Source organism: Microbacterium sp. PAMC22086, assembly GCF_019443525.1.
Lineage (GTDB): Bacteria > Actinomycetota > Actinomycetes > Actinomycetales > Microbacteriaceae > Microbacterium > Microbacterium maritypicum.
Genome location: NZ_CP080380.1, coordinates 1,713,676 through 1,734,325, shown reverse-complemented (window position 1 = coordinate 1,734,325; position 20,650 = coordinate 1,713,676). Strand labels below are relative to the sequence as shown.

Annotated in this window: 19 protein-coding genes; 3 read left to right on the top strand and 16 right to left on the bottom strand. The window is 68.9% G+C overall.

Translation table 11 applies throughout. From position 1 onward, the window contains the following. Positions 1 to 11: 11 nt before the first annotated feature. The 6 genes from KY497_RS08705 to KY497_RS08680 all read right to left on the bottom strand — a co-directional run bounded on the left by KY497_RS08705 (position 12) and on the right by KY497_RS08680 (position 5,184). The gene (locus tag KY497_RS08705) at positions 12 to 590 is read right to left on the bottom strand and encodes a septum formation initiator family protein (protein ID WP_174799565.1); all 579 of its coding nucleotides are present in this window, start codon (positions 588 to 590) and stop codon (positions 12 to 14) included. Between the two features lie 76 nt (positions 591 to 666). Further along, entirely contained in the window at positions 667 to 1,947 is a 1,281-nt protein-coding gene (eno, locus tag KY497_RS08700) for a phosphopyruvate hydratase (protein WP_055864618.1), read from the bottom strand. Positions 1,948 to 2,079: 132 nt separating this feature from the next. Further along, positions 2,080 to 2,739, bottom strand: coding sequence for an O-methyltransferase (locus KY497_RS08695; protein ID WP_141386712.1), 660 nt, complete (start codon positions 2,737 to 2,739; stop codon positions 2,080 to 2,082). Positions 2,740 to 2,771: 32 nt separating this feature from the next. Further along, a complete protein-coding gene (locus KY497_RS08690; protein WP_219868870.1) occupies positions 2,772 to 3,722 on the bottom strand; it encodes a CPBP family intramembrane glutamic endopeptidase in 951 nt (316 codons plus the stop codon). Beyond that, positions 3,719 to 4,789, bottom strand: a complete 1,071-nt coding sequence (locus KY497_RS08685) for a DUF1648 domain-containing protein (RefSeq protein ID WP_219868869.1) — start codon at positions 4,787 to 4,789, stop codon at positions 3,719 to 3,721. The genes KY497_RS08690 and KY497_RS08685 overlap by 4 nt, the downstream gene beginning before the upstream one ends. Beyond that, complete coding sequence (locus tag KY497_RS08680; RefSeq protein WP_055864631.1) at positions 4,786 to 5,184, bottom strand: GntR family transcriptional regulator; 399 nt, start codon at positions 5,182 to 5,184, stop codon at positions 4,786 to 4,788. Before KY497_RS08680 ends, KY497_RS08685 begins: the two co-directional genes overlap by 4 nt. Before the next feature lie 108 nt (positions 5,185 to 5,292). On the opposite strand from KY497_RS08680, the gene KY497_RS08675 reads away from it, so the two are divergent. Further along, positions 5,293 to 5,763 carry a PaaI family thioesterase gene (locus tag KY497_RS08675; protein ID WP_219868868.1) on the top strand — a complete coding sequence of 157 codons (471 nt, stop codon included), beginning with the start codon at positions 5,293 to 5,295 and terminating at the stop codon, positions 5,761 to 5,763. On the opposite strand, the gene KY497_RS08670 is transcribed toward KY497_RS08675, so the two are convergent. The 7 genes from KY497_RS08670 to nhaA form a co-directional block, all read right to left on the bottom strand. Further along, positions 5,744 to 6,139 carry a hypothetical protein gene (locus KY497_RS08670; RefSeq protein WP_141386715.1) on the bottom strand — a complete coding sequence of 132 codons (396 nt, stop codon included), beginning with the start codon at positions 6,137 to 6,139 and terminating at the stop codon, positions 5,744 to 5,746. The two genes, KY497_RS08675 and KY497_RS08670, sit on opposite strands and share 20 nt — an antisense overlap. Positions 6,140 to 6,261: 122 nt before the next feature. Then, a complete protein-coding gene (locus KY497_RS08665; protein WP_055864640.1) occupies positions 6,262 to 6,681 on the bottom strand; it encodes a hypothetical protein in 420 nt (139 codons plus the stop codon). Positions 6,682 to 6,764: 83 nt separating this feature from the next. Next, positions 6,765 to 7,019 carry a hypothetical protein gene (locus KY497_RS08660; RefSeq protein WP_219868867.1) on the bottom strand — a complete coding sequence of 85 codons (255 nt, stop codon included), beginning with the start codon at positions 7,017 to 7,019 and terminating at the stop codon, positions 6,765 to 6,767. Continuing rightward, a complete protein-coding gene (locus tag KY497_RS08655; protein ID WP_258185621.1) occupies positions 7,016 to 7,699 on the bottom strand; it encodes an SGNH/GDSL hydrolase family protein in 684 nt (227 codons plus the stop codon). The genes KY497_RS08660 and KY497_RS08655 overlap by 4 nt, the downstream gene beginning before the upstream one ends. Positions 7,700 to 7,875: 176 nt before the next feature. After that, entirely contained in the window at positions 7,876 to 9,126 is a 1,251-nt protein-coding gene (hisS, locus tag KY497_RS08650) for a histidine--tRNA ligase (protein WP_219870322.1), read from the bottom strand. Positions 9,127 to 9,194: 68 nt separating this feature from the next. Beyond that, on the bottom strand, positions 9,195 to 9,869 hold the full coding sequence (locus KY497_RS08645) for a MazG family protein (protein WP_371861306.1): 675 nt from the start codon (positions 9,867 to 9,869) through the stop codon (positions 9,195 to 9,197). A 36-nt stretch (positions 9,870 to 9,905) separates the two neighbouring features. Further along, positions 9,906 to 11,075 (bottom strand): Na+/H+ antiporter NhaA, encoded by a 1,170-nt coding sequence (nhaA, locus tag KY497_RS08640; RefSeq protein ID WP_219868866.1) that lies wholly within the window; start codon positions 11,073 to 11,075, stop codon positions 9,906 to 9,908. Between the two features lie 111 nt (positions 11,076 to 11,186). Between nhaA and KY497_RS08635 the strand changes: the two genes are divergently transcribed. Continuing rightward, positions 11,187 to 13,880: a phosphoenolpyruvate carboxylase gene (locus KY497_RS08635; protein WP_141387382.1), complete on the top strand. Its 2,694-nt coding sequence runs from the start codon at positions 11,187 to 11,189 to the stop codon at positions 13,878 to 13,880. Positions 13,881 to 14,012: 132 nt separating this feature from the next. Continuing rightward, on the top strand, positions 14,013 to 15,383 hold the full coding sequence (gdhA, locus tag KY497_RS08630) for an NADP-specific glutamate dehydrogenase (RefSeq protein ID WP_017828746.1): 1,371 nt from the start codon (positions 14,013 to 14,015) through the stop codon (positions 15,381 to 15,383). Between the two features lie 84 nt (positions 15,384 to 15,467). Here the strand turns inward: gdhA and KY497_RS08625 are convergent, their stop codons facing one another. The 3 genes from KY497_RS08625 to KY497_RS08615 all read right to left on the bottom strand — a co-directional run bounded on the left by KY497_RS08625 (position 15,468) and on the right by KY497_RS08615 (position 20,647). Beyond that, positions 15,468 to 16,895, bottom strand: coding sequence for an APC family permease (locus KY497_RS08625; RefSeq protein WP_256934454.1), 1,428 nt, complete (start codon positions 16,893 to 16,895; stop codon positions 15,468 to 15,470). Between the two features lie 159 nt (positions 16,896 to 17,054). Further along, positions 17,055 to 20,024 carry an aminotransferase gene (locus KY497_RS08620; protein ID WP_258185620.1) on the bottom strand — a complete coding sequence of 990 codons (2,970 nt, stop codon included), beginning with the start codon at positions 20,022 to 20,024 and terminating at the stop codon, positions 17,055 to 17,057. Beyond that, a complete protein-coding gene (locus KY497_RS08615; protein WP_219868865.1) occupies positions 20,021 to 20,647 on the bottom strand; it encodes a gamma carbonic anhydrase family protein in 627 nt (208 codons plus the stop codon). The genes KY497_RS08620 and KY497_RS08615 overlap by 4 nt, the downstream gene beginning before the upstream one ends. Between the last annotated feature and the right edge of the window lie 3 nt (positions 20,648 to 20,650).

Below are 20,650 nucleotides of genomic sequence, written 5' to 3'. Positions count from 1 at the left end.
CGACGGGACGGTCAGGGAGCGACGGCGGCCGTATCGCTGAGGCCGGTCGAGACGATGGTGCGCAGCAACTGCGGCATCCAGTCCGTCGGCTTCTCGACGATCGTGTCGCTCACGGGCTCCTGCTCCCGCGGAAGTGCTGCGGGATCGAGGTCGTTGTCGATCAGATACACGACCTCTCCGGGCTTGACGTAGTAGAGGCGCTCGCGGGCCTGGGTCGTGATGTACACGGGGTCGTTCCAGCGCTCACGTTCGGCGACGAGGGAGGCGATCTGATCTTCGCTCACCTTCACCGACGCTTCGAGGGCTGCGATCTTCTGACGCTGATCGATGAAGGTTCCGAGCGTGGGCACGAGCACCCAGGCGCCCAGCACCACCAGCGAGAGCATGATGACGGAGAAGGCCGAGAGGCGGATGCCGGACGCCCACTCGCGGACGTCGACGCGAGACGCCTCACCACGGCTCCTGCTCGATGAGCGCGGTGCGGACGACGATGCGGCGGGCGTGGCCGTCTTCCTCGACTTCATCGTGCCGGCGGGTCGCGGCGTCTGCGGCCCCGGAGACGCCGAAGGAGGAGCCGGTCGTCGTGCCACGGCTCCTCCTTCGTCGTGCCGCTTCAGCGGCGGTGTTCACCGCCGAGACGGCGGCTTCTTCGGTGTATCGGTGCGCTCAGGCCTGGTAGCGCGGGAACGCGGAACGGCCGGCGAAGACCGCGGCGTCGCCGAGCTCTTCCTCGATGCGCAGCAGCTGGTTGTACTTCGCGACGCGCTCGCTGCGAGCAGGAGCACCCGCCTTGATCTGTCCGGCGTTGGTCGCGACGACCAGGTCGGCGATCGTGGTGTCTTCGGTCTCTCCCGAACGGTGCGAGAGCATCGCCGTGTAACCGGAGCGCTGAGCGAGGCTGACCGCGTCGAACGTCTCGGTGAGCGTGCCGATCTGGTTGACCTTGACGAGCAGCGAGTTCGCGACGCCGCGCTTGATGCCGTCGGCGAGACGCTGCGGGTTGGTGACGAACAGGTCGTCGCCGACCAGCTGCACCTTGCTGCCGAGTGCGTCGGTGAGGTGCTTCCAGTTGTCCCAGTCGTCTTCGGCGAGAGCATCTTCGATCGTGACGATCGGGAAGTCGTTGACGAGTCCGACGTAGTACTCGGTGAGCGCCGCGGCGTCCCAGTCCTTGTTGTCGAGACGGTAGACGCCGTCCTTGAAGAACTCGGTCGCGGCGACGTCGAGGCCGAGCGCGATGTCGGTGCCGGGCGTGAAGCCGGCCTTCTCGATCGCCTTCACCAGGAAGTCCAGTCCCTCGCGGTTGCTGGGCAGGTCGGGAGCGAAGCCGCCCTCGTCGCCGAGGCCGGTCGCGTAGCCCGCGGCCTTCAGCTCTGCACGCAGCACGTGGTAGGTCTCGACTCCCCAGCGGAGCGCCTCGGAGTAGGTCTCCGCACCGATCGGGGCGAGGAAGAACTCCTGCATGTCGATGCCGTTGTCGGCGTGCTCGCCACCGTTGATGACGTTGAACAGCGGAACGGGCAGCACGTGCGCGTTCGGGCCGCCCAGGTAGCGGAAGAGCGGGAGGTCGGCCGAGTCGGCCGCTGCCTTCGCGACGGCGAGGCTGACGCCGAGGATGGCGTTGGCTCCGACGCGCTTCTTGTTCTCGGTGCCGTCGACCTCGATCAGGATCTCGTCGACGATGCGCTGCTCGCTCGCCTCGACACCTTCGATCGCCGGTCCGAGCTCGTCGATGATGGCCTCGACGGCCTTGAGCACGCCCTTGCCGCCGTAACGGCTCTTGTCTCCGTCGCGGAGCTCGTACGCCTCGAACGCGCCCGTGGATGCGCCAGACGGCACGGCCGCCCGCTGCACGATGCCGTCGTCGAGGAGGACCTCCACCTCAACGGTCGGGTTTCCGCGCGAGTCGAGAATCTCGCGTGCGCCTACAGCCTCGATCAGTGCCACTGATGTGCTCCTTGCTCAGGGGGAAAACGTTGTGTGGAGCGTCGTCGATCCGCGCTCAGTCTAGCCCGGCCCTCCGACAGGGTCAGGGACCCGACCGACAGGTTCGCGCGCACGCTCCCGACGCCGTCGATATCAGACGACCACGGCGATGGCGAAGCCGTCCCAGCCCTTCGCGCCGACGGTCTGCAGGGCCGTGGCGTCGAATCGCGGGTCCTCCCCCAGCATCCGCAGTCCCTCACGGGTGCCGACGACCTTGGGGTCGGTGCTGTCATCGCGGACGATCTCGCCCTCACGCCCGATGTTGTCGAGCACGACCACGGTGCCGGGGTGGCCGAGCTTCGCCGCCCAATCGAGGTAGATCGTGTTCGACTCCTTGTCGGCGTCGATGAACACCAGGTCGAACCCGCCGACCAGGGTGGGGAGCACGTCCACTCCCCTACCCACGCGGATGTCGACACGATCACCGACGCCCGCGGCATCGATGCTGGCGCGGGCGATCGCCGCGTTGTCCGACTCCGCCTCGATCGTCACGACGCGCCCTCCGGGGCCGACGGCCCGCGCGAGCCAGATCGTGGAATAGCCGCCGAGCGTGCCGACCTCCAGCACCCGCCGCGCTCCGCTGATGCGGACGAGGAGGTTCAGCAGCTTGCCGGCGACAGGAGCCACCTCGATCTCGGGCAGGCCCGCCTCGCGCTGCGCGCTGAGCGCCGACTCCAGATCCGCATCGGGTCCGACCAGCAGATCGGAGAGGAAGGCGTCGGCTTCGGACCAGGCGGTGGGGGTGGATTCCATGGCCTCAGCCAACCCCCGGCCGCTGCCGTCCGTCAAGACCGCGGTGCGGAGAGCAGGCGCCCCGGAGCATCGGCGAGCTCGGGCTGAGCGCGGAACTGCCCGGTCAGCACCAGCACGACCGTGAGGAGGGCGAGGACGATCCAGGTCGCCACACCGAGCGGTCCGGCCAGGGCCATGTCGGGCTGCGTCGCGGCGATGATGAGGACGAGCCCCGCCGCGGCGTTCAGCGAGCCGTGCGCGATGACCGCCGGCCACACGGATGCCGAACGCAGGCGCAGCCAACCGAGCAGAATGCCCCAGGCCACGCATCCGCCGATCATGAGCAGCACGCCGGTGAGGTCGGTGCGCCCGAAGTTGTAGCCGAGAAGGATGACCGGGCTGTGCCATGCACCCCAGATCACCCCGCTGAGGATCAGGGCCGGCCAGGTGCCGAGCGGGCGCAGCGCCGGAAGCAGCCAGCCGCGCCAGCCGAGCTCCTCGCCGAAAGCGAAGAGGCTGTTGAACAGCCCGCCGACGGGGATCATCGCGAGCTGTGCGAACACGATGACCTGGACAGGAGGCAGCGGCATGCCAGCCGGGACGGCCTTCTCGAGTTCGGCGGCGAACGCCGCGAACGTCAGATCGAGCTGCACGAAGCCGAGCGCGGCGGAAAGCAGGATACCCAGACCCACCAGCAGCGGCGGAACGAGCCAGCCGGCGACCATGAGCCAGATCACCCGCTTCGCCGGCCGCATCGGCCACAGTCCGAGGAACCGTGCACGCTGGCCGCGCGCGGGGACGCGCATCACGAACGTCACGACGAGGGCTGCCACCGCGGGTGTGAACATCATCACCGGCAGCAGGAGGACCGAGATCGGCTCAGCGAGACCGTCGCCCAGCCACAACGGCAACGCCACCAGCCAGGCGAGGGCGAAGGAGACCGCCACGAAGGCGATCACCGCGGTCCACGGCACGCGGCGCGTGTGCAGGGCCTGATGGTTCATGAGGTCGCCTTTCCGGAGTCGGTCGAGGAGGTGCCGGGTGTTCGTGAGCGGTCGACATAGGCCTGCAGCAGCGCCGCGGCTTCTTCCGCGCCGTCGATCGTCACGATGAACGGCCGTCTGTCACGGCGGGAGACCTCGATCGCCGAACCGCGCCGCATGACGATGCCGGACCGTCCGTCGACGCTGATGCGCCACCCCCAGCCGCCGAACTCGGCGAACGGCGAGATCTCGACGGCGCGCACAGACTCGATCTCGTCGAGCGGGATGCGGATGCGCGGCCACCTCAGCAGGGCCCGCGCCGAGAAGCCCTCCGGCGTGACCTTGACGCGGAAGGAGGCTGTCGCCGCCAGCGCGAGGCCCACGACGAGCACCACCACGGCGACGATCCAGCCACCCTCGACACCGGTGCCGAGCATGAACGCACCGAGCGCGACCAGGCCGAGGAGCACGAAGAACAGGAACGCGAGCGCGCCGCGTGGCATGGTCGTCGTGGCGACCCACACGACGCGTTCTCCCTCCGCCACGTTCACGGCATACCGTGGCTCCAGCGTGCGCCCCCGTTCGGGGCGGACGCGGGGCTGCACGGCCCAGGCGATGCCGCCGACAGCCACGAGTCCGGCGAAGGCCAGTGCGAAGGTCTCGCCGATGCCCCGCACGTCGGAGACATCGGTGAGGTCGCGCTGGAGCGCGAGGGATCCGAGACTCAGTATCGCCGCCAGCGCGGCCATGCCCGCGGCGAGCGCGCCCATCAGGCGGGCAGTGCCGCCCCAGTGCGCACCGGCGGAAGCGAGCGTCGCGACCGCCATCAGCACCGGCAGCCCGAGCCCGAGCGCGATGAGGAGCCAGAGGTACGTGTACGGCGCCCCGAATCCGTCGGCACCGCTAGGGCCCCAATGGGTCGCGACCTGAGCCGGCAGCGTGGGCAACCAGGTGAGGAGGATCACGACGGCGACGGCGGTGATCACGGTCGGCACGATCACCGCGACGAGGAAGAAGGCCACTCGTGCGCGTCGCAGCAGTTGCGGCGGGGTACGGGTGAGGTCGTGGGTGGCGTCACGATGGGTCATGGCGAATCCTCCTCGTGGTTCTCGATCGGGTCCATGCCGGTGCGGGCGTCACGGTGCGCATGGACGATGCCGGCGAGCGTGTCGGCGGAGACGCCGAGTGCCGCGGCACGGCGCACCAGATCGTCGATGTCGTTGGCGAGTTCTGCGAGCGGCGCGGCCGAGGCCGCGATCACCGCTCCCCTGCCGCGACGCAGATCGACCAGGCCCTCGTCACGCAGTCGCTGGTAGGCGTGCAGCACGGTGTGCTGGTTGATGTCGAGCGCTTCGGCGACATCGCGTGCCGCGGGAAGGCGATCGCCCGGAGCGAGGACCCCGGTGAGGATGTCGGAGCGGATGGAGGCCGCGACCTGGTCGTACAGCGCGCGGGAGCTGTCGGGATCGACACGGATGAGCATCCGATCCTCCTCTCGTGGAATCGCTACTTATTCTATGCGAACTATAACAACTGTGACAACCCTCCAGACGTCTTTGTCGCTCTCTGCTCGTTCCTCCACACTGGCGTGATGCGCATCACTCCCCGCCGTCTCGCGATCGGCATGAGCCTGTGGATCCCCAACCTCTTCAGCGGCATCCGCATCCGCCGCTTCAGTGAGGATTGGACCCATGCCACGGTCGAACTCCACGTGAACGTCTTCACCCGCAACTACGTCAAGACCGCGTTCGGTGGGTCGATGTCGGCGATGACCGACCCGTACTTCTTCATGCTGGTGATGCACCAGCTCGGACGCGATCACGTCGTGTGGGACACCCGCGGCGAGATCGAGTTCCTCAAGCCCGGCCGTGGCGTGCTCACTGCCGAGTTCGAGGTGTCGAAGGAGAAGGCCGAGGAGATCCGTGAGCGCGCACGCGGCGGAGCCAAGGTGCTCGAGTGGTTCGAGACGGTCATCACCGACAGGGAGGGCGACGTCGTCGCGAAGGTAGGCCGCGAGGTCTACATCCGGGAGAAGAAGCGGGTCACCGCCTCGCGTAGTTGATCGAGGGCCGTGGAGGTGTAGGCGGGGCGGTCGTCAGAACGTGCCGCCCGGATAGACACCCTCCGGCAACGTGAAGCAGACCGAACCCGACGCGATGTTGCACGTTGTACGCGCCTGTGGGATCAATCCAATTCCTCGACTCGAATCGATCATCGTCCTCCAAGCGAGTCTCAAGGTCCTTGACGATACGTTCGGCGTTTGAAGAGGGCGTTAGCGTGACGGTGGTCGAACCATTCCAGTTGTGCTGCGTCTCATCGCAAGACAACAACGTTCCCTCCGGCTTTTGAACAATGTCCACCACTGCCTCCGCCGGAATCAGCGATGCGATCTCCATCTCAATTGCCTGCGCATCAGTCTTGACCTCTTCCCATGTCACGCTGCTCTCCTCGCTCGGCTCTTCGGCTGCGGGCGTGCACCCTGACAACACCGTCACACACAGCAGAAAGATGGCTGCAGTCCGCCACGGCGCGGTTCCGATGCGTTCACCAGCGTCAGGCCTCAGAATTTCCCTCCGGGGTAAACGTCATCTGGCAAGGTGAAGCACGGTGACCCCGAGCTGATCAGGAGCGCCGCCGCGCCATCTGGGCCAATGACGTAGGTTTCGGCGGTATCAGGCGACATCAGTTGAATCTCATACTCGTCGACGACGTCGCGACGGTTTCGCACGTCGAAGCGCTCATCCTCCCGAAAGTGCGATTCAAGTGTTCTGACGATCTGCTCCGCATCGGCATCGGGCGTCAGCGCGATCGCCGTCGAGCCATACCAGGTGTGTTGCCCGTCATCGCACGAGAACAACGTGCCAGTCGGCTTCTGAACAATGCTCACGACGTACTCGGCCGGAACGAGATCCGCGATCTCGAGTTCTGTTGCCTGGGTCGCGGTCTTCGCTTCCTCCCAGGTGAGGCTCTTCTGATCCATCGGAACCTCTTTCTCGGGAGCTGTGCAACCGACCAGCGCGACAGCGACCAGGAAGGCGACTGTTCCCGCAAGCCATCGCCGGATCACTGTTTCACCAGCTTCGCGATGTCACGCAAGACCGGCAGATTGTCGTCGATATTGGTGGCGATCAGGTTGTGATTGTCCATCAGCACCCCGATGTCATCGAGCGATACATACACCGACGGGCATCCACTGGATGGCACAGCTGCCGACTCTGCCAGTTCGTCATCATGCGGCCCTTCGTAGTATTCGCCGTGCTCGAAAGAGCGTGCATGTGGCGGAGCCAAGGTGCTCTCGTGCGTGGAGACCGTCATCATCGACCGCGAGGGTAGCGTCGTCGCGAAGGTGCTGCAGGAGCGCCTGCGCCCGCCCGCTGTGCCGTCTCGTCCTGGATCTCGGCGAGACGGCGGGACAGGCTGGAGGCGAGGCGGCGGAGAGGTTGCGGCACCGCGCGCAGCGCACCGAGGTCGGGGCAGGTGCCCACGACGACCTCGGCCCCTCTCTCACGCAGCCGGCGGATCGTGTCGTGCAGGTGCTGTGCGGACAGCGCCACGGGCAACCGGTGCGTCACGTCGTTCCCTCCGACGACGATCACGGCCACGTGCGGACGGTAATCCGTGGGCAGGGCATCGAGCTGGCCGGGGAGATCGGGCGACTCCGAGCCGACGACGGCCACCGTGCGCAGCCGCACCGGCCGATGCATCCGGCGTCCCGTCGCCTTCGCCAGCCGCCCGCCGAGGGTCTCCTTGCGGTGCTCGGCCCCGAGGCCTGCGGCGATCGAGTCGCCGAGTACGAGCAGTTCGAGGGGCTCTCCGTCGAGACCTCGACGCCAGAGGCGATCCGCATCGAGCGCTTCCTCGCCCAGCGGCTTCCCGATCCGGCGTCGTGCGAGCGCCGCCTGCTGCCGGAGCACGAGACGGAGGCCGACCAGGAGCGCGACGAGTGCCACCCCGACCAGGACAGGCGGCACGACGACGGGGTTCCGAACGCGACTCACGCCCCGATTCCACCCCGACATCGTGAACGCGGCGTAAACGGGAGCAAGGACGCCCCGTCATTCCGGGTGCACCTGTCGGGACTTCGTGCGGATGTCGGGCAGAGCCACGGCGATTCCCCCGACATCCGTGCATCCGCCCGACAGATGTCCCGGCGCGGCGGACCGGACCGGACCGGTCAGGACAGCGGCTTGAGCTCCAGCTCGCCGGTGCCGGCGGAGACGGTCGCGAAGGCGGTGTAGCCGTCGGCCGCCGAACGCTCGAGCAGCGCCTTGACGTTCTTGGTGCGTCGCTCGAGCCGCACCCTCGCGCCCCCTGCGATCAGCGCCGCCTTGTGCCGGACGAGCTCGTGCACCGGAACGTCGGCATCGTGGATGAGCACGACGGCCTGTGCGGTGGCATCGGCCTCGTCGGCGATCAGGTCGACGAGGCGTTCGAAGCCGAGCGAGAAGCCCACGGCGGGAACCTGCTGTCCGAGGAAGCGGCCGATCATGCCGTCATAGCGACCGCCACCGCCGAGCGAGTAGCCGACCGAGGGGTGCGCGAGCTCGAAGATCGTGCCGGTGTAGTACCCCATGCCGCGCACGAGGAACGGATCGAAGACCAGGGGGATGTCGGACTGCCCCCGCCCCGCGGCGACCGCCTCGCCGATTCCGACGAGGTGCTCGACCAGTTCGGTCGGGGCACCATCGGGGAGCGCCTTGCGGATCTGCCGTTCGCCGAACGGGTTGTACTCCGTGGTCTGCGGACGACGCAGGAACGCATCGAACGCGTCGGCGGCTGCGGTGGAGGCGCTGCGCTCACGCAGCTCGGCCGCCACGCCCTCGGGCCCGATCTTGTCGAGCTTGTCGATCGTGATGAGCACCCCGGGGCGCTCCTCGGCGGTGAACCCGAAACTGTCCAGCATCCAGTCCAGCACCCGACGGTCGTTGATCCGCACGGTCGCACCGTCGAGACCGAGCGCGTCGACCGCGTCGAGCGAGGCGACCATCAGCTCGGCCTCGGCGCGCGACGAGTCATCTCCCATGATGTCGATGTCGCACTGCACGAACTGGCGGTAGCGCCCCTTCTGCGGGCGTTCGGCGCGCCAGACCGGACCGATCTGGATCGAGCGGAACACCGTGGGCAGCTGGCCGCGGTTGCTGGCGTAGAAGCGCGCGAGCGGCACGGTCAGGTCGTAGCGTAGGCCGAGGTCCGAGAGGGCGGCCGGGTCGTCGGCGGCAGCGCGGATCGCGTCGGCATCGAGGCCGCGGCGCAGGATGTTGTACGACAGCTTCTCGTTGTCGCCGCCGATGCCGGCGTGCAGGCGGTCGTAGTCCTCGACGACGGGCGTCTCGATCTCGTCGAATCCATGCGCGCGGTAGCGCTCGCGGATGACGGAGAGCACGCGCTCACGGCGGGCCTTGTCGGCGGGGAGGATGTCGCGCATGCCGCGCGGCGGGTTCACGGTAGCCACGGTTCCATCTTCCCAGGTCTGCCGACGCCCCCGTGCCGGGATCAGGGTGCCGCTTCGGCTACCCGCACGTCGTCTTCCAGCACGCGCAACCGCTCGCGCAGCGCCCGCTCGGCATCCCAGCCCTGCGCACGCGCCGTCGCCACCAGTGCCAGGAGCGCCTCACCGAGCTCGTCCTCCGATGCCGGGGCGGCGGCGGACTCCACCGCGACGCCCACTCCCGCCGCGCGACCGGCGAGCTTCTGGGCGAGCGCGAGCGCCGGCATCCCCCGCGGCACACCATCGAGCACGCTGCGGCGGGTGCGCTTCTCCGCCGCCTTCGCGGCGTTCCAGTGCACCAGCACCTGCTCCGGCGTCTCGGCCACCTCGCCGGCGAACACATGCGGATGCCGACGCACCATCTTCTCGGTGAGCGTGCGTGCCACGTCGTCGATGTCGAAGGGATCGTCCGGGTCCTGTGCCGCGATCGCCGAATGGAACAGCACCTGCCAGAGCAGATCCCCCAGCTCCTCGCGGAGGTCGTCGCGGCTGCCGCTCTCGACGGCGTCGATCACCTCGTGCGACTCCTCGATCAGGTACGGCACGAGGTCACGGTGTGTGATCCGCTGCGACCATACGCAACGCTCCCGGACGGCGTGCATGGTTTGGGCTGCCTGACGCAGCGGATCGGCAGCGTCCGCCGCGGCCGGGGACTCAGAGCTCACGCTTCCTCCTTGCATCGACCCGACCGGAAGCGGCGAGGGCCGGAACATTCCTCACGACGATGCGGACGCGACCCGACGGTACCAGCGCGCCCGCAGGGAGACGATGATCCCGGAGAACACGAGAGCGATCAACGACCCCATGAGCACACCGAGGATCGCCTGGTCCCTGATGCCGCCATCGTCGGCGAAAGCGAGGTTCGCCAGCAGCAGCGAAACGGTGAAGCCGATGCCGCCGAGGGTACCGGCGGCGAGGATGTCGGCGAACGGCAGCGCAGGATCGGCGCCCTTCGGACGGATGCGCATCGCGAGCCAGCCGAACAGCGAGATGCCGATGATCTTGCCCACGGGCAACGCGACCACGATCGCCCAGAACGCCGGCGACAGCTCGGTGATCGAGACGGCGGGGATCACCACGAACGCCGCGACGAAGGCGAACAGCGGCAGGATGGCGCCGTTCACGGTCGGCTCGAGTGCATGCCTGGTGCGCCCGGCGGGCACGGGCGACATCACGAGGCCGAGCAGCACGCCGGCGATCGTGGCGTGGATGCCGGAGGAGGCGACCAGACCCCAGGTGATCACGCCGACCAGGGCCATGGCGACGGCGATCAGCGGGTGGCCCTTGGCGTGCAGCAGCCTGCTCAGCGCCCAGAAGACGGCAACCCCGACGATCGCGAGCCCGAACAGCAGCCACTGCACGTCATCGGCGAACAGCACGGCGATGAAGATGATGCCGATGATGTCGTCGAGGATCGCGAGGGCGAGCAGGAAGACGCGGACGCGCGAGGGCAGACCCTTGCCGAACATCGCCAGCACACCGAGCGCGAACGCGATATCCGTCGCCGTGGGGATGGGCCAGCCCGGAGCCGTCGTGCTGTCGCCGCCGGCGATCAGCAGGTACACCGCGATCGGGACCAGCACGCCGCCGGTCGCCGCGATGGCGGGCTGCACGGCCTTGCGCGGGGAGTCGAGCTCGCCGTGGGTCAGCTCGTGGCGCAGCTCGATGGCCACGACGAGGAAGAAGACGGCGAGAAGGCCGTCGGACACCCAGTGCGCGATCGACAAATCCAGGGCCGTGCCGGGGATCGCGATATGGAGATCGAGGAAGGCGGCGAGCGCGTCGTGCGTCGGCAGGTTCGCGAGCAGGAGTCCGAGGCCGGCCGCGATGAGGAGGAGGACGGCAGGGAACTGCTGCCCGCGGAGGGGGTTCGCTGAGATGCGCATTCCCCCCATCGTAGGTCGCCGACAGGCCTCGGCGCCTCTCGTCATCGCCCGATCGCGAAGCAGATCGTCATGCGTGCAGGACACTCCTCTGACGAGGGATACTCTCGAAGTGTGACCCCCGCACACTCCTTCTCCGAGCCCACGAACACCGAGGCCATCCGCGTGATCGGCCGATTCGAAGCCGGCCGCGGCATCCCCGATGCCATGCGCACCGATGTCAGGATGCTCGGGCAGCTGCTCGGGCAGGTGCTGCGCGAAGCCGGCGGCGACGACCTCTTCGAAGACGTCGAACGGCTGCGTCTGGCGACGATCCAGGCCTATGACGAGGAGACCTCCGACGCCTTCGAGCGCGCGGCGGCGATCGCCGAGTCGTTCACGGTGGCTCGGGCCGACGAGGTCGCCCGCGCGTTCACCTGCTACTTCCACCTCGTGAACCTCGCCGAGGAGCACCAGCGCGTGCGCGTGCTGCGCGAGCGCGCCGGACAGCCGGGCCGGGAGGACGCCGCCGACACCGTCGCGACCGCGTACGCGCGGCTGCGCACCGAGGTCGGCGACGACGAGGCCCGCCGCCGACTGGAGGGGCTCCGCTTCCACCCGGTCTTCACGGCGCACCCCACCGAGGCCCGCCGACGCGCGGTGTCGTCGAGCATCCGCCGCCTGTCCGAGCTGCTCACGCAGCACGATGCCGCGAGCGAGGGCGGCTCGGAGGAGCACCGTGCCCGCCGCCGGATGCTGGAGGAGATCGACACCCTCTGGCGCACGGCCCCGCTGCGGTCGCAGAAGCCCTCCCCGACCGACGAGGTCCGCACCGTGATGGGGGTGTTCGACGAGACGCTCTTCACGACGGTGCCGCACGTGTACCGCCGCATCGACGATGCGCTCCGCGGAGAGGACTCCGGCGCCACCGCCCCGGTCGTTCCCGCCTTCGTGCGGATCGGCTCCTGGGTGGGCGGCGACCGCGACGGGAACCCCTTCGTGACGGCATCCGTGACCCGCGAGGCCTCCCAGATCGCGGCCGACCATGTGCTGCGCGGTCTCGAGCGCGCGCTCGATCGCATCGGCCGCACCCTCACTCTCGCCTCCGACGACACTCCGCCCAGCGCCGAGGTCACGGGGCTGTGGGAGCGGTTCGCCGCGGCGGAGCCGAACCTGGCGGCCGAACTCGCCACCCGCTCGCCCGACGAGCCGCACCGTCGCGTGCTGCTGGTGCTGGCGCGTCGCGTCGCCGCGACCCGTCACGGTGACAGCACTCAGGCGTACTCGCGTCCTGAGGAACTGCTCGCGGATCTGCGCGCGGTGCAGTCCTCGCTCGCGGACGCCGGAGCGAAGCGGCACGCGTTCGGCGGCGTGCAGCACCTGATCTGGCAGGTCGAGACCTACGGCTTCCACCTCACGGAGCTCGAGGTGCGCCAGCACTCCCAGGTGCACGCGAAGGCCCTGGCCGAGCTCGATGCCGGCGAGGCCATCAGCGCGCAGACCGAGGAGGTGCTGGAGGTGTTCCGCGCGATCGCGGACATCCAGAACGACCGTGGCCTGCGCGCCGCCGGGCGCTACGTCGTCTCCTTCACCCAGGCGGCTTCCGACCTCGCGAACGTGCACCGTCTCGCCCGCTACGCGCTCGGTGACGACGCCCCGGTGCTCGACGTGGTGCCCCTGTTCGAGACGTTCGCCGATCTGCAGGCGGCTCCCGGCATCCTCGCGGAGGCCGTGACGTTCCCCGAGTTCCGCGAGCGCATGGCCGCCACCGGCAATCGGCTCGAAGTCATGCTCGGCTACTCGGACTCGTCGAAGGACGTCGGCCCCGTCGCCGCGAACCTCGCCCTGTACGAGGCGCAGGAGAAGATCGCACGGTGGGCGCAGGAATCCGACATCGAGCTGACCCTCTTCCACGGTCGCGGCGGTGCGCTCGGCCGCGGCGGCGGGCCCGCCAACTCCGCGATCCTCGCGCAGCCTCCGCACTCGGTCGACGGCCGGTTCAAGCTCACCGAGCAGGGCGAGGTCATCTTCGCCCGCTACGGCGAGCCCGCGATCGCCATGCGGCACATCGACCAGGTCGCGGCGGCGACGCTGCTGGCATCCTCCCCCACTGAGGAGGAGCGCACGAGCCGGGCGGCCGCCCGCTATGCCGAGGTCGCCTCGATCATGGACGCGGCCTCCCGGGAGCGCTTCTTCTCGCTCGTGAAGGCGGAGGGCTTCGCCCCCTGGTTCGCCACCGTGACCCCGATGGAGGAGATCGGGCTGCTGGCTCTCGGCTCCCGCCCCGCCCGCCGGGGGCTCTCGGTCGAATCGCTGGAAGACCTGCGGGCCATCCCGTGGGTGTTCGCCTGGACGCAGGCCCGCATCAACCTCGCCGGATGGTTCGGACTCGGCACCGCCCTGGACGCGGTCGGCGACGAAGAGCTGCTCGTGGAGGCGTACCGGGAGTGGCCGCTGCTTCGCACCATGATCGACAACGTCGCGATGAGTCTCGCCAAGACCGACGAGCGCATCGCCCGTCAGTACCTGGCCCTCGGCGACCGCGACGATCTGGCACAGCTCGTGCTCGACGAGCTCGCGACCACGCGGCGCTGGGTGATCCGTCTCACCGGGGGCGAGAGCCTGCTTGAGAACAAGCCCGTGCTGCAGCGCGCCGTGCAGCTGCGCAGCCCCTACGTCGACGCGCTCTCGCTGCTGCAGCTGCGCGCGCTGCGGGCCCTCCGCTCGGCCGCAGAGGATCCGACCGGCTCCGGCGCCGACCCGGAACAGCAGCGTCTGCTGCTGCTGTCCGTCAGCGGTGTGGCCGCAGGCCTGCAGAACACCGGGTGACCGACGTCGCCACCGACCGAGCGGGAACCCTCGCTTTCGGTGCCCACTAGAGTGAAATCTCTGCCGGATCCGGCACAGCCTCACGCGACACGATCGCCTGCACCACCATCCCCCACCAGAAAGCTCTTCCGCGTGACCGCTACGTCTCCCGTCGACTTCCATCCGCTCGCCGCATCCGTGCAGCCCGTCTTCGACACGGTGCTCTCCCGCAGCCCCTACGAGCCGGAGTTCCACCAGGCCGTCCACGAGGTGCTGCACTCGATCGCACCTGTGCTGGAGCGCCACCCGGAATACGTCGACGGCGGCATCCTCGAGCGACTCGTCGAGCCCGAGCGCCAGATCCTCTTCCGCGTGCCGTGGATCGACGACGCCGGCAGGCTGCAGGTCAACCGCGGCTACCGCATCCAGTTCTCCTCCGTGCTCGGCCCATACAAGGGCGGACTGCGCTTCCACCCCTCGGTGAACCTGTCGATCATCAAGTTCCTCGGTTTCGAGCAGATCTTCAAGAACGCGCTCACCGGCCAGGGCATCGGCGGCGGCAAGGGCGGATCCGACTTCGACCCGCACGGAAAGTCCGACGCCGAGGTCATGCGCTTCTGCCAGTCGTTCATGAACGAGCTCTACCGTCACCTCGGCGAGCACACCGATGTGCCCGCGGGCGACATCGGCGTCGGCGGCCGCGAGATCGGCTACCTCTTCGGCCAGTACCGCAAGGTCACCAACCGCCACGAGTCCGGCATGTTCACCGGCAAGGGGACGGGGTGGGGCGGTGCAGAGGTGCGCACCGAGGCCACCGGGTACGGCGCGGTGTTCTTCGCGCAGGAGATGCTCGCGGTGCACAGCGACTCCCTCACCGGCAAGCGCGTGGGCATCTCGGGATCGGGCAACGTCGCGATCTACGCGATCCAGAAGGCCACCCAGCTCGGCGCCACCGCGGTGACGGCCTCGGACTCCTCCGGCTACGTCGTCGACGACGCCGGGATCGACCTCGACCTGCTGCGTCAGATCAAGGAGGTCGAGCGTGCCCGCATCGTCGAGTACGCCAACCGCCGCCCGAGCGCCCGCTTCGTCGAAGGCGGCAGCGTGTGGGAGGTCCCGGTCGACATCGCCGTCCCCTCCGCCACCCAGAACGAGGTCAGCCTCGCCGATGCCCAGGCCCTGATCGCGAACGGCGTGCGCGCCGTGTCCGAGGGCGCGAACATGCCGTGCGTGCCGGATGCGGTCGAGGCGTTCCAGAAGGCCGGTGTGCTGTTCGCCCCCGGAAAGGCCGCGAACGCCGGTGGCGTCGCCACCTCCGCGCTCGAGATGAGCCAGAACGCCTCGCGTCAGCGCTGGAGCTTCGGCGACAGCGAGAACAAGCTGCGCGAGATCATGGCCGACATCCACGATGCGGCCTTCGACGCCGCGGAGCGACACGATGTCGCGGGCGACTACGTCGCCGGAGCCAACATCGCCGGCTTCGAGCGCGTCGCCGCGGCGATGCTCGCCCAGGGTGTCATCTGACCCCTTCCTCAACACAGGTTCCTCGACACGAGAAGAGCCGCCTCCCTTCCGGGGAGGCGGCTCTTCTCGTGTCGGGATGTCGGGTCAGCTCTCGTCGACCGGAACCTTGACGACCTTGTTGTATCCGGTCACCGCCTGGTTCTCGTCGAAGGCGACGACCTTCTTGCGGAAGCCCTTCGTGATGATGGCGAGGTAGACGACCCCGATCGCGGTCCACACCAGGCCGCCGCGCAGGGCGTCCTCGTGCAGGTTCGCCCAGAGCAGACCGGTGAGCACCATGCCGATGCCGGGCATCACGATGAAGCTGAAGATGTCGCCGGGAGTCTTGCGACGGCCCTTGCGGATCGCGAACCACGCGATCACCGAGATGTTGACGAAGGTGAAGGCGATCAGCGCGCCGAAGTTGATCCACGCGGCGATCAGCTCGAGGGTGAACGGGATGGCCAGCAGCGAGATGGCGCCGACCAGCACGATGTTGAAGGTCGGGGTGTGGGTGCGCGGGTTGATGTAGCCGAACGCCCGCTGCGGCAGCACGTTGTTGCGGCCCATCACCAGCAGCATCCGCGACACCGAGGCGTGCGACGCCAGGCCGGAGGCGAGGGTGGCGCAGAAGCCGGCCGCTGTCAGCACCGCCATGAGCACGGGGCCGCCGACCAGGTTGCCGATGACCGGCAGCGTGGAGTCCTCGACGAACTGCATGTCGCCGCCCGGCGCGAACTCGTTCCAGTCGGGGAAGCGCAGCTGCGTGAGGTAGCCGGAGATGAGGAAGATCGCGCCTCCCAGAAGCACCGTCAGCAGGATGGCCTTGGGCATGATCTTCGGGTCCTTGGCCTCTTCCGCGTACATCGTCACGGCGTCGAAGCCGATGAACGAGAAGCACACGATCGTGGCGCCCATCAGCACCGCACTCATCGTGGCGCCGTCGTGGAAGAACGGGGCCATCGAGGCCACGGTCGCGGCGCCGTCGCCGCGCATCAGCTGCGCGATCACCATCACCACGAAGACGACCATCACGATGATCGAGAAGATGAGCAGGATCATGTTCAGGTTCGAGGTGCCGCGCATCGTGCGGTAGATGATGCTCGTCACGAGGATGCAGTACAGCACGACCCAGATCCACCCGGGGATCTCGGGGAAGAGCGCCTCGAGATAGCTGCGGATGATGAGGCAGTTCACCATCGGCAGCAGCACGTAGTCGATCAGCGACGTCCAACCGACCATGAAGCCGAGGTTCGGATGGATCGACTCGCGCACGTAGGTGTAGGCGGATCCGGCACTCGGGATCGCGCTGGAGATCTTGCCGTAGCTGATGGCGGTGAATACCATCACGACCAGCGCGACCAGGTACGCCGCCGGAACGACGTTGTCGGTGTCACGGGCGACCATGCCGAAGGTGTCGAAGACGACCGTCGGTGTCATGTAGCCGAGCCCGAGCCCGACGATGGCCCACAACCCCAGATTTCGTCGGAGCGTCCCTCCGCCTTGCGCCAGCGGCTTCGTCTTCGTTGCCATGGGTACTCCTCGGGGAACAGCGCATGGGTCGGACTTCGGATCGTCCGACGCTGAGGAACAGTATGGACCGGAGGTAATCGCCAGCGCTACGACGAATTCGGTTCGAAATACGCTTTTAACAATCCGATGGACAGCGGGATTCGAAGATGAGGCCCCGAGTCACCACCCTTCGGTCAGCACCCTGTCCAGCATCGCGACGACATGATCGGCGCTCTGCGCCGTGAGGCACAGCGGTGGTTTGATCTTCAGAACGTTGGACCGCTCGGATGTCGTCAGCACGATCACACCGAGTTCACGCATCCGCTCGCAGATCGCCGCGGCCTCGGCGGCCGCCGGCTCCATGGTGTCGCGGTCACGGACGAGTTCGACACCGAGATACAGCCCCTCGCCATGGACGACGCCTATCAGCGGATGCCGGTCGGCGAGGCCCCGAAGGCCCTCGGCGAGGCGCGCGCCGATCACTGTCGCGTTGTGCTGCAGTCCGTCCTCGGCCATCGCGTCGAGCACCGCGATGCCGACCCGGCAGCTGAGCGTGCTGCCGCCGGCGGAGGAGAAGAACTGGCCCTGCGTCGACAGCGCGTCCGCGATGCGCCTCGAGGTGATGACCCCGCCGATCGGGAATCCGTTGCCCATCGGCTTCGCGATCGTGATGATGTCGGGCACCACCTCTGCGAGCTCGAACCCCCAGAAGGCGGACCCCATGCGCCCGAAGCCGACCTGCACCTCATCGGCGATGCACACCCCGCCCGCCGCCCTGATCTGGGCATAGGCGCCGGCGAGATAGCCGTCGGGGAGCACCACGCCCCCCGCGTTGCCGAGGATCGACTCGCACAGGAACGCCGCGACCTCCCGTCCGTCCTCCCGCAGCCGATCGAGATCGGTCGCGAGGTCGGCGAGATAGGCGTCGGCGACGTCCGCACCGCGATACGTGCCGCGGAAGCGGTTGGGCACATCGGCGATGTGCACCCAGTCGGGGCGCGTGGCGAGCGCGAAGGGGTTGTCATAGGCGCTGGTGGTCACCGCATCGCTCGCCATCGTCCAGCCGTGATAGGCCTCTCGCAGCGCGACGACCGTGCGACGACCGGTCGCCGCCTGCGCCAGACGGATGGCGAGATCGACCGCCTCCGAGCCGCTGTTGACCAGCAGCACCGTGTCGAGGTCGCTGCCTTCCGGCATCAGGGCGAGAAGTCGTTCGCTGTACTCCGCGAGGTCGCGGAACAGGAAGCGGGAGTTCGTGGCGAGGGTCCGCAGCTGGCGGTCCGCGGCGTCCGCGACCTTCGGATGGGCGTGGCCGAGACCTGCGACGTTGTTGACCATGTCGACGTACGTGCGCGCAGTGGTGTCGATCAGGTGGTGCTGCCAGCCGCGTTCGATCTGCGGGGGACGTTCGTAGTAGCGCTCCTGCGCCGTAGCGAAGATCCTCTCGCGACGGCCGAGCTCCGCCGCGGCATCGTCGTGCTGCGTGAAGGAGGGCAGCCCGAGGACGGGTGCGGGGTCGGCGGTCAGCCGACTCCACGCCGGGACGCGGTCGGGGGCGACCAGGGCTGCGCCGTCCGCCTGTTGCTCCGGAGCATCGTCTCGCCGGATGCCCACCGTCAGCCGCCGCGGTTCGAAAGCTGCGGCGAGCCACCCCACGGTCTCGCCGGCGCCCACAGGGCGCTCACGGCGCTCCTCCGCATCGAGTCCCGTGATCTCGAGCACCCAGTCGTGGCCGCCGCCAGGACCGTCGAGGTCGAGGATGAGCCGAGCGGTCCCACCCCGTTGCGTCACACGCCCACTCGCGGGCGCCGCCACCCGCACCCGGGGCCCCGGAGGGAAGTGCAGTTCGCAGGCGGTCGCCCAGGTCTGCCCCGCCTCTGCATCGTCGACGCGCGCTCGCGTCAGCCGGAATGCGCCGTACGGCATCACCGCCACGGCGACCCCGAGCTCGATCGCCTCGGCGATCAGCTCCTCCTCCGCGTCCTCCCGGAGCCAGCGCCCGCCGTCGAGGGCTGCGGACTCGACTCCGGGATCGATCACGGCGACGCGGCCGGTGAGATCCGGCAGCAGCGAGGCGAGCGGGGCGACCTCCGCCTCCGCCGCCAGATCCGCCGCATCGAAGCCGCCTTCGTCGATTCCGACCGCGACGAGCACGTGCTCGGTCATCTCGACCAGCGGCAGCAGGGTCGCGGCGTCGAAGATCGCCTGCTCGCCCGCGATCCGCTCCCGTGCGTAGTCGTTGTCGCCGTCGATCTCGAGCTGACGCCACCCGCTCGCCACCAGCAGCGCGGCGCGCAGCACCACGAGAGGCCAGACCGCTCTGGCCTCCGCCACGCTCAGCGGGGCATCCCGGTGGAAGGCGGCGATCGTCTCGATCACGCGCAGCGGCCGCTCCGGCTCGTGGTGCAGCATCGACGATGCGCACACCGCGAGCTCGGCCACGCGCCATCCGCGTCCGAGATCGCCCAGATCGAGGACCGTGTGCGGATGCAGACGGGAATCGTCGCCCCGCGTCCCCATCACGTTGTCGTCGGTGAGGTCGCCGTGGATCGCCTGCACCGGAAGGCCCGCGGCGAGCGGGGCGAGAGCGGCATCCGCCTTCGCCGCCGCACGCAGCACGCGCCCTCGCAGTGCGGCGTCGGCGATGGACGGTGCGAGTGCCGTGGTCTGCTCGTGTGCGACGCGCATGTCCCACATCTGCGGGCGATCGAGACCGGGATGACCGAGGGGCGCCAGCGCATTCACGGAAGCGGCGGCGAGCGCGCCGAACTCGGCGAGCACCACCGGGGCGAGGTACCCCGCATTCACCAGCGACTCCCCCGGGGCGAACTCGCTGCGCCGCACGGCGAATCCGTTCCAGCGCTGGGTGAGCGCGCCGTCGAGACCCGGGAGCACCGCCGGCACGCGGACCCCCGCGTCGCGGTAGGCGTCGAGGGCGGCATGCTGCGCGTCGCGCGCCGCATCGCCGAACACCGCGTTGTCGATGCGCAGCACGCTCTTCGCGCCGTCCTCCGCCGTGAGGAGGAAGTTCCGGTCCTGATTGCTGCCGAGCTCCTGCGCGCTCGCCGTGATCCCGTAGCAGTCCAGGGCGATGCGCGCGGCATCCGCCGTGCTCACGTCGGGGCGGACCAGGCCCACTCCGCCCGTCATGCGCGGTGCTGCCGGTGGTGCGCGCCGTCGATGCTCACGTCGTGCGCATGCCGTGCGAGCGACGTGCCGTAGCGCTCGGTCAGCTGCACCATCAGGTCGGGGGTGTCGCGGTCGACACCGAACACATGCCCAGGGAAGTCGAGATCGGGCTGCGCCGCCGCGATCTCGGCCTCGCGATCCGGCGAGAACAACTGCGCGGGGTCGCCGACGGCCACCCAGCCGATCGGGACGACGGTGCCCTCCGCTAGCACGGCACGACGGAGCACGATCGCATTGACGCGCACCTCGCAGCGCGGCCCGATCAGCGCACCGTTGAACAGTCGCGACCCCGAGGCGAGGAACGTCTCCTCGCCGACGGTCGCGCCCGCGATGCTGGACAGCGTGCCGATCAGGGTGTGCGACCCGATGTGCACGGCGTTCGCCGCCGTGGCGCGGATGAGCGCGTTCTCCATCACGATGACGTGCTCTCCGAGGGTGATCGCTCCTCCCTCGGCGGTGATCACGGCGCCGTGCAGCACCTGGCAGCCCGGCCCGATCTCGACGTCGCCGGAGATCACGGCGGTGGGGGCGATGACGGCGGTGTCATGGACGCGGGGCCGAGCCCCGAGGTGCTCGTACAACATGCC